Origin of the sequence: Janthinobacterium sp. CG3 (assembly GCF_000344615.1) — a bacterium.
Classification (GTDB): domain Bacteria; phylum Pseudomonadota; class Gammaproteobacteria; order Burkholderiales; family Burkholderiaceae_D; genus Janthinobacterium.
This window is the reverse complement of sequence record NZ_KB467824.1, coordinates 2,641,172-2,654,630: the sequence shown is the minus strand read 5'-3', so window position 1 is coordinate 2,654,630 and position 13,459 is coordinate 2,641,172. Positions and strand designations below refer to the sequence as shown.

The window sequence follows — 13,459 nt, the reverse complement described above, 5'->3', positions numbered from 1 at the left end:
AGCGGCAATGAGCAATCCACACGTCATCCCCGACCCGATCCAGGCCGGCCTGGCGGCCGGCTGGAAGGTGATCGACGCCAGCGCGCTGGCCGAGGACCGCGTCATCGAGGCCGACGTGGTAGTGGTCGGTAGCGGCGCCGGCGGCGGCGTCAGCGCGGAGATCCTGACGCTGGCCGGCCTGAGGGTGGTGATCGTCGAGGAGGGCGCGCTCAAGTCGTCGAGGCACTTCAAGATGCGCGAGGCCGAGGCCTACCCGGCGCTGTACCAGGAGGCGGGCGCGCGCAAGACCAAGGACAAGGGAATCAACATTTTGCAGGGCCGCACGGTGGGCGGTTCGACCACGGTGAACTGGACCTCCAGCTTTCGCACGCCGCCCGGCACGCTGGAATACTGGGGCCGGCATTTCGGCCTGAAGGAGTACTCGGAGGCGGCGCTTGCGCCGTGGTTCGAGATGATGGAGCAGCGCCTCAGCGTGGGCGCCTGGAACGCGCCGCCGAACGAGAACAACGACTTGCTGCGGCGCGGCGCCGGCAAGCTGGGCGTCGGCGTGGCGGCGATCCGCCGCAACGTCAAGGGCTGCTGGAACCTCGGTTACTGCGGCATGGGCTGCCCGACCAACGCCAAGCAGTCGATGCTGGTGACGACGATCCCGGCGGCGCTGGCCGGCGGCGCCACCCTGCTCACGCGCGCCCGCGCCGAACGGCTGTCCTTCAAGGGCAAGCACGTCGACCACCTGGTCTGCGCGGCGCTCGACGGCGCCGGGCTGGCGCCGACCGGGCGCCGCGTGACGCTGCGCGCCAAGCATTTCGTGGTGGCCGGCGGCGCGATCAATTCGCCGGCGCTGCTGATGCGCTCGATGGCGCCGGACCCGCACGCCCTGCTGGGCAAGCGCACCTTCCTGCACCCGACGGTGATGTCGGCCGGCACCTTCGCGCAGCGCGTCGACGGCTACGCCGGCGCGCCGCAGACGATTTACTCCGACCATTTCCTGCACAGCCAGGCGATCGACGGCGCCATCGGCTACAAGCTGGAGGCGCCGCCGCTGCATCCGCTGCTGCTGTCGACGACGATGGGCGGCTTCGGCGACGAGCACGCGGCGATGATGCGCCAGTTCAGCCACACCCACGCGCTGCTGGCGCTGCTGCGCGACGGCTTCCACGCCGACGCGCCGGGCGGCAGCGTCGCGCTGGGCGCCGGCGGCGCGCCGGTGCTCGACTATCCGATCTCGGACTTCGTCTGGGACGGCGTGCGCCGCGCGCTGTTGTCGATGGCCGAGATCCAGTTCGCCGCCGGCGCCAAGAGCGTCTACCCGGTCCACGAGATGGCGCGCGGCTACGCCACCTGGGCCGAGGCCGCCAAAGGCATCGCCGCGCTGCCGTACCGCAATTTGCTGACCCGGGTGGTGTCGGCCCACGTGATGGGCGGCTGCGGCATGGCCGACGACGTGCGCCTGGGCGTGGTCGGCGCCGACGGCCGCTACCACGGCGCGGCCAACTTGTCGGTGCACGACGGCTCGCTGTTCCCGACCTCGGTCGGCGCCAATCCGCAGTTGTCGATCTACGCCGTCGCGGCGCGCCTGGCCAGCGCGCTGGCGCAGTCGCTGACGGGTCGGCCGGCGCCGCGCCCGCGGGCGCAGTGCTGAGGCGGCCGCGATGATGGCGCGCATCCTCAAGCTGTTGCTGGCGCTGCAGTTGCTGCTGCTGGCGGCATTGGCGCTGGCCCTGCTCAACGTCGGCCGGACGCGCCAGGGCGGCCTGGCGCTGCTGCTGGCCGGCGCCGCGGTGCTGCTGCTGCGCTTGTTCATCACGGCCAATAATTTTTGGTTCAGCTGGCGCGCCGGCAGCGCCACGCCGGCGCGCTACCGGCCGTCGCCGGCGGCGCGCTGCCGCCTGTTCGCCGGCGAGTTCGCCGCCACCATGCTGGCCTCGTCCTGGAGCATGGCCTGGCCGCGGCTGGATAGCCACCTGGCGCCCGCCGCCAGCGGCCCGCCGGTGCTGCTGCTGCACGGTTACGTTTGCAACCGCGGCTATTGGGCGGCGCTGAGCCGGCGCCTGGCGCAAGCCGGCGTCAGCCACGCCGCCATCGACCTCGAACCGATAGGCGCCGGCATCGACGCCTACGCGCCGCTGCTGCGGCGGGCCGTCGACGAGCTGTGCGCCGCCAGCGGCCACGCCCGCGTGATCCTGGTCTGCCACAGCATGGGCGGGCTGGCGGCGCGGGCCTACCTGCGCAGCGACGGCGCGGCGCGGGTGGCGCGCGTGATCACGCTGGGCACGCCGCACCACGGCACCGGCCTGGCCAGTTTCGGCGCCGGCCTGAACGCGCGCCAGATGCGCCGCGGCAGCGACTGGCTGGCGGCGCTGGCGGCGGCCGAAACGCCGGCCCGGCGCGCGCTGTTCACCTCGATTTTTTCGCACCACGACAACATCGTCGCGCCGCAAACCTCGTCCTGGCTGGCGGACGCGAAAAACCTCGAATTCGGCGCCATCGGCCACGTCGCGCTGGGGCGCCACCCGCGTATCCTGGCGTGCGTGCTGGACGAAATCGCGCTGGCCTCGGCCGCCGAAAGGCCCGCTGGCGCCGCCGTTGGCGCGTAGGTCGGCTTAGCGGCACGCGTCATCCGACGCCGGGCCGCCGCCGACGCCAGCCGGCTTGCGCCGTTCCGGCTAAGCCTGCCTATGAAAAGCGCGCCGGCTGCTCCAGAGTGTCTGTTTTTAACTCAATGTTGCCACAGATCAAGCTGAACTCGGATGACAGTGCCGCGTTCTGGCGTTAGACTATATTGAGAGCAAGCAACAATTCGCGTCCGCGCCGGGTTTCCCCGCCGCCGCGCCTCCGGGCGCCGGACCCGGCGCGCCGCTTGCGTGACATTTGGTGAGAATTCGCGGCGCTGGCTTGCTGTATGGTTCTCGGTATGCAAGGACAGGACGGTGCCTGCGCGCACCAGGGAAACTGGATGATGGCAAACTACTCCGGCTCGCCGGCAAGGCAGGTCAGGTCGGCGCAGCCGGCGCCGCGCGCGCGGCGAACGCGCATGCATATTTTATCGGGAGCGCTATAGTGTCGGCACGCATCCTTATCATCGAAGACAACGCCACCAACATGGAGTTGATGGTGTATTTGTTGCGCGCCTTCGGCTACGCTCCGCTGATGGCCTGTGACGGCGAGGAGGGCGTCAAGGTGGCGCGGCGCGAGCTGCCCGACCTGATCATCTGCGACGTCCACCTGCCCAAGCTGGACGGCTACGGCGTGGTCGCCGCGCTCAAGGGCGACCCGGCCACGGCGGCGATCCCGACGCTGGCGGTGACGGCGCTGGCCATGCTGGGCGACCGCGAGCGCCTGCTGGCGGCCGGCTTCGACGGCTATATCGGCAAGCCGATCGAGCCCGACGCCTTCGTGACGCAATTGGAAGCGTTTTTACCGGGGGCGCTGTCGGCGCCGGTTAAAAGCGACATTGCCACCATCCTCATCGTCGACGACCACGTCCTCAACCGCGAGTTCCTGATGGCCCTGCTGGGCTACGGCGGCCACCGCCTGCTGGAGGCGGCCAACGGCGCCGAGGGCTTGAAAATGGTCCGCAGCGAGCGCCCCGACCTGGTCATCTCCGACATCCTGATGCCCAATATGGACGGCTACGAGTTCGTCACCCGCATGCACGAAGACCCGGCCACGGCCGACGTGCCGATCATTTTCTACACCGCCACCTACCGCGAGCGCGAGGCCAACGTGCTGGCGCAGGCCTGCGGCGTGCGCTGGGTGCTGCCCAAGCCGTCCGACCCGGACGTGATTTTGCGCACCGTCCACGAGGCGCTCGGCCTGGCCCAGGAGTCCGAGCCGCGCGCGCCGGCGGCGTTCGCGCCGGCGCCGCCGGCGGCCGGGCATTTCCGCGGCATCGACAACAAGGTCAACGAATACCTGGTCGAGCTGGAGTCGAGCAGCCAGTTGATCAGCAAGTTCGCCCGCCAGGGAGACGGGCTGGAGCGGGCCGACGAACCGCTGGCGCTGATGACCGAGCGCCTCTCGCGCTCGCTCGCCAGCCTGCAGGCGGTCAGCCTGCGCCTGACCGCGCTGATCGAGCTGGGCATCGAACTGGGCGCCGAGCGCGACCCGCTGGCGCTCATTGAAATCGGCTGCCGCGTCGCGCAAAACATCTGCGTGTCGAAATACGCCTGCATCGGCGTGCTTGAAAACGACGGCGACAAACTCAGTTATTTCGCCTCCTGCGGCAACGAGCAGCAGGCCAGCCAGATCGCCGCGACGCCGCGCGCCGGCGTGCTCAGCAAGGTGTTGGAACAGCGCCAGCCGTTCCGCGTCAACGACCTCGACGGCGACCCGGCCGCGCTCGGCCTGCCGGCCAGCCACCCGCCGGTGCACTCCTTCCTCGGCGTGGCGATCGCCTCGCGCGAGCGGGTGCACGGCTGGTTGTACCTGGTCGACAAGCTCGGCGCCAGCGAATTTAGCGAAGTCGACGAGCGCGTCGCCGCCACGGTGGCCGCGCAAATCTCGGTGGCCTACGACAACCTGCTGCTGTACGAGGAAATCAAGCGCCACCACGCCCAGCTGACGCTGGACATGTCGGCGCGCATCCGCCTCGACGAGGACTTGCGCCGCTTCCGCCTGGCGATGGACGCCACCGCCGACGCGATTTTCCTGGTCGACCGCGCCGGCATGTGCTTCGTCGACGTCAACCTGACCGCCTGCCGCATGCTCGGCTACGAGCGCGAGGAGTTTTTGAAGGTTGGCCCGGGCCGCGCCAGCCACGCCACCGACAGCAACCTGGAAGACCTGTACGTGAAACTGCTGGCCGGCGACCAGACCGGCGCGATGGCCGAGCTGCTGTTGCAGTGCAAGGACGGCAGCGCCCTGTCGGTCGAGGTGCAGCGGCGCACGCTGCGCTCGGGCCAGAGCTGGATCCTGGTGGCGGTGGCGCGCGACATCACCGAGCGCAAGGAGGCGCAGCAGCGCCTGCTCAAGCTGGCCCATTTCGACACCCTGACCGGGCTGCCCAACCGCACCCAGTTCTACGACTCGCTGGCCCATTCGCTGGGCCAGGCGGCCGAACACGGCTGGTCGGTGGCGGTGCTGTTCCTCGACGTCGACCGCTTCAAGAACGTCAACGACACGCTCGGCCACACCATCGGCGACGAGCTGCTGCGCCAGTTTTCCAGCCGCCTGGTCGACTGCCTGCGGGTGCGCGACACCATCGGCCGCTTCGGCGGCGACGAGTTCGCGGCGATCCTGATCCTGCCCGAGGGCGCGCAAAACGCCATCGCCGTGGTCGACAAGATCCGCGAGGCGATGCGCCGGCCGTTCGACCTGAAGGGCCACGAAGTGACGGTGACGGCCAGCATCGGCATCTCGGTGTACCCGGACGACGGCCTCGACGCCGACACCCTGATCCAATACGCCGACACCGCGATGTACCGCGCCAAGGAGGCCGGGCGCGACGCCTTCCGCTTCTTCACCGCCGAGATGAACGCGCAGTCGCTGGCGCGCCTGGACCTGGAGAACGCGCTGCGCCGGGCCATCGAGAACGAGGAGTTCGTGCTGTTCTTCCAGCCCAAGGTGCATATCGCCTCGGGGCGCATCAGCGGCGCCGAGGCGCTGATCCGCTGGCGCCGGCCCGGCCACGGCATGGTCTCGCCGGCGTTGTTCATCCCGATCCTCGAGGAGACCGGCCTGATCGTGCGGGTCGGCACCTGGGTGCTCAACGAGGCCTGCAAGAAGATCAGCCAGTGGGGCAGCCGCAAGACCGGCGCGGTGCACCTGTCGGTGAACGTGTCGGGCATCCAGTTCTTCGTCGGCGGCCTGGAGGAGGAGGTGCTGAAGGCGATCAAGCGCTACGACATCGCGCCCGAACTGCTGGAGCTGGAGCTGACCGAAAGCTCCTTGATGTCGAACGCCGAGGAAACCATCAACGTGCTGCGCAACCTGAAGGCGCTGGGCATCCAGATTTCCATCGACGACTTCGGCACCGGCTATTCCAGCCTGGCCTACCTGAAGCGCTTCCCGATCGACAAGCTGAAGATCGACATCGCCTTCGTGCGCGAGGTCACCAGCAACCCGGACGACGCCGCCATCGTGCTGGCCATCATCAAGATGGCGCACAGCATGAAGCTGCAAGTGATCGCCGAGGGCGTCGAAAAGGACGCGCAACTGGCCTACCTGCGGCGCCACGGCTGCGACGAGATGCAGGGCTACTACTTCAGCCGGCCGGTGGCCGAGGACGAGTTCGAGCAGATGCTACAGGCCGGTAAAACGCTGCAGGCGCCGGTCGACGAGGGGCCGCTGGACCAGCAGACCCTGCTTATCGTCGACGACGACGCCTTCATGCTCGACGTGCTGAGCGACTTCCTGGCGCAGGACGGCTACCGCATCCTGACGGCGCAGACGGCGGCCGAGGGTTTCGATTTGCTGGCGCGGCACCGGGTCCAGGTGATCCTGTGCGACCAGTGCATGCCCTTGATGAGCGGCACCGAGTTCATGGAGCGGGTCAAGAACCTGTGCCCGGACACCTTCCGTATCATGCTGTCGGCCTACGCCGACCTGACGCCGATCATGGCGGCGATCAACCGCGGCGCGGTGGACCGCTTCTACACCAAGCCGTGGAAGGGCGCGGTCCTGCGCGACAACATCCGCGAAGGTTTTCGCCTGCACGGCCTGCTGCACGGGCCGGCCTCGCTGGCCGCGTAAAAAACCACCGGCACAAGCCGGGGTGTGACCCGCCCGGCGCCCCTGGTTGGAACGCGCCGCCTAGAAATGCACGCCGCGCAGCAACTGCTGCATCGCCAACTGCTCCGACGACATCTGCGGCGCCTTCTTGCCGTCGCCCTTGGCCGCGTCGGAGTCGGGGAACATGCGGAAGGTGGTGTTGAGGACGATCTGCGCGACCCGCGGCATCAGCGCGTGCAGCACCTGGCCGGCGATGCCGACCCGGGTGGCGATGCGCACCGGCTTGTAGACGATGGCCTCGGTGATCAAGTCGGCCGCCTCCTCCGGCGCCAAGGTCGGCACGTTCTGGTACAGCTTGGTCGGCGCGATCATCGGCGTGCGCACCAGCGGCATGTTAATGGTGGTGAACTTGATGCCGACGTCGGACAGCTCCGACGAGGCGCAGCGGGTCCACGCCTCCAGCGCCGCCTTCGAGGCGACGTAGGCCGAAAAGCGCGGCGCGTTGGTCAGCACGCCGATCGACGAGATGTTGATGATGTGGCCGCGCTGTTGCGCGATCATCGTCGGCAGCAGGCCCATGGTCAGGCGCAGGCAGCCGAAGTAGTTCAGCTGCATGGTGCGCTCGAAGTCGTGGAAGCGGTCGTAGCTGGCCTCGATGGCGCGGCGGATCGAGCGGCCGGCGTTGTTGACCAGGATGTCGACGCCGCCGTGCCGTTCGATCAGCAGTTGCACGAAGCGGTCGCAGTCGGCCATGTCGGCGACGTCGGCCTGGTAGGTGGTCAGCGCGAAGCCGCGCGCCCCGACCGCCTTCTTGGCCTCGGCCAGCTTGGCCTGGTCGCGCCCGCAGATGATGGTGATGGCGCCGGCCTCGGCCAGCTTGTGCGCCGCCGCCAGGCCGATGCCCGAGGAGCCGCCGGTGACCAGCACCACCTTGCCGGCGACCTGGCCGCGCAGCGTGTGGTCGATCAACAGCGCCGGGTCGAGGTTGCGCTCCCAGTAGTCCCACACCGGCGCGGCGTATTGCGCCAGCGGCGGGCAGGCGATGCCGCTGCCCTTCAGCGCCTGGGTGGTGTGGCGGCTGTCGAAGCGGGTTGGATAATTGACGAAGGTCATCATGCCGTCCGGCAGGCCGATGTCCCTCATGATGGCGTCGCGCACGCGCCGCACCGGGGTCAGCGACATGATGCCTTTTTTGATCGATTTCGGGATGAAGCCGAGCAGCGCGGCGTTGACGCGGATGCTCATCGTCGGCGCGTGCGCGGCGCGGCAGAAGGTGTTGAGCACCTCGCCCACGCGCATCGGGTCGGTGTCGGTCAGGTGGAAGCACATGCCGTCGAGCTTGGGCTGGTGCGAGATGTGCTCCATCGCGTTGACGACGAAGTCGACCGGCACGATGTTGATGCGCCCGCCCTCCAGGCCGATGGTCGGCATCCACGGCGGCAGCAACTGGCGGATGCGCTGGATCAGCTTGAAGAAGTAGTAGGGGCCGTCGACCTTGTCCATTTCACCGGTTTTCGAATCGCCCACCACCATGCCGGGACGGTAGACGCGCCAGGCGCCCTTGGTGTCGGCGCGGACGATCTTCTCGGACTCGTGCTTGGTGGCGAAATACGGGTGCTCCAGGCCTTCGGCCTCGTCGAACATGTCTTCGCGGAAGATGCCCTCGAACATGCCGGCGGCGGCGATCGAGCTGACGTGGTGGAAGCAGCCGGGGGCGATGGCGTTCGCCAGTTCGACCGTGTGGCGGGTGCCGTCGACGTTGGCGGCGAACTGCTCGTCGGCGTCGGCCATCATGTCGTATACGGCGGCCAGGTGGTAAAAATGGTCGACCTTGTTGCTCAGTGTCTTGAGGTCGTCCTTGGAGAGGCCCAGCATGGTGCTGCGCAGGTCACCGAATACCGGAATGGCGCGCGTTGCCGGCACGCCCCAGTATTCCAGCAGCGCCGGTATCTTGCCGCGGCTGGCCTCGCGCATCAAAAAATGCACCACACTGCCTTTGCGTCCGAGTAGCTTTTTGACCAAGCGTTTACCGATAAACCCCGTCGCACCGGTGACAAAATACCGCATCCTGCTCTCCTTTTGGTGTTGTATAAATGGGGCCTCGAAAACCATGCCGCGCGCGCGGTCGGACCGGCGCCGCTGGCCACGGTTTTTCGATATCCCCAATAAGTTGCCTAATCATTACAGGGCGGCGGCGGGTTGGCAAGGCGTCTTGGTCGCGCCGGCGCGCTTTAGAAGGGCTTCTCTATCGCATTAGAATCCCGTCTCTAGTTTTGCTCTCTAAAATGGTTTAATCAAATCGATTTTTATATACGGGAGCTGACGATGGTAAAGAAACTAAAAACCCTGGCGAAAGACGAAGAGAAACAATTGGCGAGCGCGGTGCGTACTTCCGCCCAACAAATTTGGCAGGCCGGGCTGGGCGCTTTCGCCAAGGCCCAGGAAGAGGGCGGCCGGGTATTTTCTAAACTGGTCAAGGAAGGCACCGAATTGCAAAAACGCGCCGAAGACCGCGTCTCCGACGTCACCGGCACCGTCACCAAGATGGCCGACGGCGTCAGCAAGCAGGCTTCCGGATCGTGGGACAAGCTGGAGCAGGTGTTTGAAGACCGCGTGTCGCGCGCGCTGGGAAAAATCGGCGTGCCGACCCAGAAGGATATGCAGGAACTGAGCAAGCGCATCGAGCAGCTGAGCAAGGCCGTGGCCGAGCTGTCGGGCAAAAAAGCGCCGGCCGTGAAGGCCGAAGCCAAGGCGCCGGTAAAGGCGTCGGCGAAACCGGCCGCCAAGGCAGCGGCGAAGCCGGCCGCCAAGGCGTCGGCGAAACCGGCCGCCAAGGCAGCGGCCAAGCCGGCCGCCAAAGCCGCGCCTAAGGCTGCCGCCAAGCCGGCCGTGAAGGTTGCGCCAAAAGCCGGCGGCGTCCAGTTCCCGACCGCGGCGTCGATCGCCAAGCAGGCGCCGAAAGCCGCCGCCAGGAAAATCGACGTGAAAGCGGCGCCCGCCGCGCCCGCCTTGAACGACAGCGCCGTCGCCACGCCATCGGCGTAAGTCGAGCCGGTACGCGGGAGCTTGATGCCCCGCTTTGCGCCGATCTCCCCTTGGCCGCCGCTGCGGCGACCCTGTTCGGCGGGCGCCCGGTCTTCACCCCTGACCAGAACGCCGGTCGGGTCCGGGACGCCCGCCGGACGGCGGGGGGACCCGCCACGGCGGGCTTGCGCGCAGCGCGGGCCTTTTTTGCATGCCGCACAGTATTGAAGACCGATGACCGCATCTGACTCTGCGCGCGCCGCGCCCGCCGACGGCCGCACCTCCCCATCCGGCAAGCGCGGCGTTGGCCTGGCGCTGGCCGGCGGCGGACCGCTGGCCGCGGTGTATGAAATTGGCGCCCTGGCGGCGCTGGCCGAATCCATCGGCGGCCTGGACCTGACCGACGCCGATATTTACGTCGGCGTCAGCGCCGGCGGCATCATCGCCGCCGGCTTGGCCAACGGCGTCACGCCGCACCAGATGTGCCGCCTGTTTATTGAAAGTGACGCCGGGGCGCTCGACGGGGCGCCACTGTTCAAACCGGAAACCCTGCTGCGCCCCGCGCTGAAGGAATTCGGCAAGCGCGCCCGCAGCGTGCCGCGCCTGCTGGCCGGCGCGTTGCTGCATTACACGGCGCAGCGCGGCAGCCTGGTGGCGTCGTTCGAGCGGATGAAGGAGGCGCTGCCGGCCGGTTTCCTGTCGAACCAGGCGATCGACACATTTTTGCGCGCCACCTTCGCCAAGGCCGGGCGCAGCAACGATTTCCGCAAGCTCAAGCGCAAGCTGGTGATCGTCGCCACCGACCTCGACACCGGCCGCGCGGTGCGCTTCGGCGCGCCCGGCTGGGACAGCACGCCGATTTCGGTCGCGGTGCAGGCCAGCGCGGCCGTGCCCGGCCTGTTCGCGCCGGTCGAGATCGGCGGCCGGCATTTCGTCGATGGCGCGCTGCGCAAGACCATGCACGCCTCCATCGCGCTGGAGGAGGGCGTCGATTTGCTCATTTGCGTGAACCCGATCGTGCCCTACGATTCGACGCTGGAGCCGGACCGCCGGCACGGCGCGCGCCGCCACGGCGCGCGCACGCGGCACGCGCGCAAGCTGGCCGGCGGCGGCCTGCTCGACGTGCTGTCGCAGACGCTGCGCTCAATCCTGCACTCGCGCCTGGAAACCGGCATGGCCAGCTACCAGATTAGCCATCCGCACGTCGACATCCTGCTGTTCGAGCCGAACCAGGCCGACGCCGAGCTGTTCTTCACCAACATCTTCAGCTACGGCAACCGCCGGTGCATGTGCGAGCAGGCCTACCAGAACACCCGCGCGATGCTGTGGCGGCAGCGCGAGAGCATCGCGCCGAAGCTGGCGCGGCACGGCATGGAGTTGAAGCTGGCGGTGCTGCGCGACAAGACGCTGAGCCTGGTCAGGCAGACGCCGGGCCGGCGCGCCATCAGCCAGCTGGACGCGGCGCTGGACGATCTGGAACGCTACCTGAAAGTGGCGAGCTAGCGGCGTGCGGCGCGGCGCCGGCATGGCTGCCGCGTCCCTTGATAACAGTGTTTCTTGGAACGCATCTTCGGTGTTATGCTTGCAGTAGAAAAACAGAGAACGATCGCTATGCTACAAAAAGCTCCACGCCGTACCCGTGAACGCATTCTGGAATTATCCCTGCGCTTATTTAATGAATTTGGCGAGCCGAATATCACGACCACCGTTATTGCGGAGGAGATGAATATATCGCCGGGTAATCTGTATTACCACTTCCGCAACAAGGACGACATCGTCAATTCGATTTTCGTGCAATTCGAGGCGGAAATCGAGCGGATACTGACGGTGCCGGACGGGCGCCGCTCGAATATCGAGGACGTTTGGCTGTATCTGCACCTGATGTTCGAACTGATTTGGCGCTACCGCTTTTTTTACCGCGATTTGAACGACTTACTGTCGCGCAACCGCAAACTGGAACTGCATTTCAAACTGATTTTGGCGCACAAGATCAAGGTGGCCAAGCAGTTATGCGAAGACTTGCGCAGCGAAAAATCGCTGGAAGCGTCGGACATGGACATCAACGCGATGGCCACCAATATGGTGGTGGTGGCGACGTATTGGCTGTCCTACGAATACGTGCGCAATCCGCGCAAATACACCGAACAACAATCGATGTCGGACGCGCTGGCGCGCGGCTGCTACCAGGTGCTGTCGCTGATCGGCCCCTACCTGCGCAATGAGACCCATCTGCTGTTCCAGAAACTATCCGAAGAATATTTGCGACAATTAAAATAAGGAGATCGCCGTGGCATGGAATACCTTCCCGTACCAGGATAACGCCTATGTCTACACCCCGGCCAGCCTGGAAAAGGCGTGGGCCCGGCTGCACCAGGGCGACGCCGAGGTGTTTCCGTCCGACCCGGCGCTGGTGCAGGCTTGGATCGCCTTCCACGCCGGCGATTTCGAGCAGGCCGCCAAGCTGGGCCTGGCCGTCGGCGTCGACGGCTATTCGGTGGCGCACAAGGCGACCTGCATTTACGCGACCTACCTGGAAGTCGACGACAAGGCCAAGATCGCCACTTTCGAGGCGGTGGCCGAGCGCTGCGAGCGCCAGCAGCACGAGCAGCCCGACAATCCGGCCGGTTTCTACTGGCACGCCTATAGCCTGGGCCGCTATGCCCAGGGCATCTCGGTGCTGAAGGCGCTGTCCCAGGGCGTCGGCGGCAAGGTCCACGACAGCCTGGAAAAAACCCTGGAGCTGGCGCCCCGGCACGCCGACGCGCACATCGCCTTCGGCGCCTTCCACGCCGAAATTATCGACAAGGTTGGCGCCATGGTGGGCGGCCTGAGCTACGGCGTCAGAAAAGACCAGGGCTTCAAGCATTTCAAGACGGCGCTGTCGCTCAATCCCGAGTCGGCGATCGGCCACATCGAGTATGCCAACGCGCTGGTGATGTTGGACGGCAAGAAAAAGATGGCCGAGGCGATCGGCTTATACGAAGAGGCCGCCGGCTGCGACGCGCGCGACGCGATGGAGCGCCTCGACGTCGAGGCGGCCAAGGAAGAATTGAAGGATTGAAGGATTGAAGAAATGAGATTGCGATGAAATCCCTATGCGTGTATTGCGGCGCCAACCCCGGCGCCACGCCGCGCTACGCCGAGGCGGCGCAGGCGCTGGCGCGCGCGCTGGTCGATGACAACGTCGCGCTGGTGTACGGCGGCGGCAAGGTCGGCTTGATGGGCGTCATCGCCGACGAGGTGCTGCGTCTGGGCGGCGAGGTCACCGGCGTGATCCCGACCGCGCTGGTCGAGCGCGAGGTCGGCCACACCGGCCTGACGCGCCAGTTCATCGTCAAGGACATGCACGAGCGCAAGGCCATGATGGCGCAGCTGTCGGACGGTTTCATCGCCATGCCCGGCGGCATGGGTACCCTCGAAGAGTTGTTCGAGATGCTGACCTGGTCGCAACTGGGCATCCACGCCAAACCGATCGGCCTGCTCAACGTCGAGGGTTTCTACGACGGCCTGGTCGGCTTCATCGAACACGCGCAAGGGCAGGGGTTCGTGCGCCCGCAACACGCGGCGCTGATGATGGTCGAGGCCGAACCGGCCGCGCTGCTGCGGCGTTTCAAGGCCGCTGCCTAGGCGCGGGCGCCGCTGGCTTGCAAAACGATTGCCACGAAAACTATCGCGCCGACGATATCAATCTGCAAATAAAAATATCAAAATACTATCATGCGTGTTCTACTGCTATCTGAGAAAACTCAACGACTGGATGACT

9 protein-coding genes are annotated in these 13,459 nt (G+C 66.7%); 8 read left to right on the top strand and 1 reads right to left on the bottom strand.

What is annotated here, in order from left to right:
• Positions 1 to 7: 7 nt before the first annotated feature.
• From JANGC3_RS0111545 to JANGC3_RS0111535, 3 genes are all read left to right on the top strand, one after another.
• Positions 8 to 1,642 carry a GMC family oxidoreductase gene (locus JANGC3_RS0111545; RefSeq protein ID WP_017876647.1) on the top strand — a complete coding sequence of 545 codons (1,635 nt, stop codon included), beginning with the start codon at positions 8 to 10 and terminating at the stop codon, positions 1,640 to 1,642.
• Between the two features lie 10 nt (positions 1,643 to 1,652).
• Complete coding sequence (locus JANGC3_RS0111540) at positions 1,653 to 2,597, top strand: esterase/lipase family protein (RefSeq protein ID WP_017876646.1); 945 nt, start codon at positions 1,653 to 1,655, stop codon at positions 2,595 to 2,597.
• Positions 2,598 to 3,060: 463 nt separating this feature from the next.
• A complete protein-coding gene (locus tag JANGC3_RS0111535; protein ID WP_017876645.1) occupies positions 3,061 to 6,693 on the top strand; it encodes an EAL domain-containing protein in 3,633 nt (1,210 codons plus the stop codon).
• Positions 6,694 to 6,753: 60 nt separating this feature from the next.
• Here JANGC3_RS0111535 and JANGC3_RS0111530 read toward each other — a convergent pair whose 3' ends face one another.
• Positions 6,754 to 8,739 carry an SDR family oxidoreductase gene (locus JANGC3_RS0111530; protein ID WP_026132864.1) on the bottom strand — a complete coding sequence of 662 codons (1,986 nt, stop codon included), beginning with the start codon at positions 8,737 to 8,739 and terminating at the stop codon, positions 6,754 to 6,756.
• A 258-nt stretch (positions 8,740 to 8,997) separates the two neighbouring features.
• Between JANGC3_RS0111530 and JANGC3_RS29105 the strand changes: the two genes are divergently transcribed.
• The 5 genes from JANGC3_RS29105 (at position 8,998) to JANGC3_RS0111505 (ending at position 13,323) form a co-directional block, all read left to right on the top strand.
• The gene (locus JANGC3_RS29105; RefSeq protein ID WP_017876643.1) at positions 8,998 to 9,717 is read left to right on the top strand and encodes a phasin family protein; all 720 of its coding nucleotides are present in this window, start codon (positions 8,998 to 9,000) and stop codon (positions 9,715 to 9,717) included.
• Positions 9,718 to 9,930: 213 nt separating this feature from the next.
• The gene (locus JANGC3_RS0111520; RefSeq protein WP_017876642.1) at positions 9,931 to 11,199 is read left to right on the top strand and encodes a patatin-like phospholipase family protein; all 1,269 of its coding nucleotides are present in this window, start codon (positions 9,931 to 9,933) and stop codon (positions 11,197 to 11,199) included.
• A gap of 108 nt (positions 11,200 to 11,307) precedes the next feature.
• Positions 11,308 to 11,973, top strand: coding sequence for a TetR/AcrR family transcriptional regulator (locus JANGC3_RS0111515; RefSeq protein ID WP_026132862.1), 666 nt, complete (start codon positions 11,308 to 11,310; stop codon positions 11,971 to 11,973).
• 10 nt (positions 11,974 to 11,983) lie between these two features.
• Entirely contained in the window at positions 11,984 to 12,757 is a 774-nt protein-coding gene (locus JANGC3_RS0111510) for a hypothetical protein (protein WP_017876640.1), read from the top strand.
• 23 nt (positions 12,758 to 12,780) lie between these two features.
• Positions 12,781 to 13,323, top strand: coding sequence for a TIGR00730 family Rossman fold protein (locus JANGC3_RS0111505; RefSeq protein ID WP_017876639.1), 543 nt, complete (start codon positions 12,781 to 12,783; stop codon positions 13,321 to 13,323).
• The last annotated feature ends 136 nt before the right edge of the window (positions 13,324 to 13,459 follow it).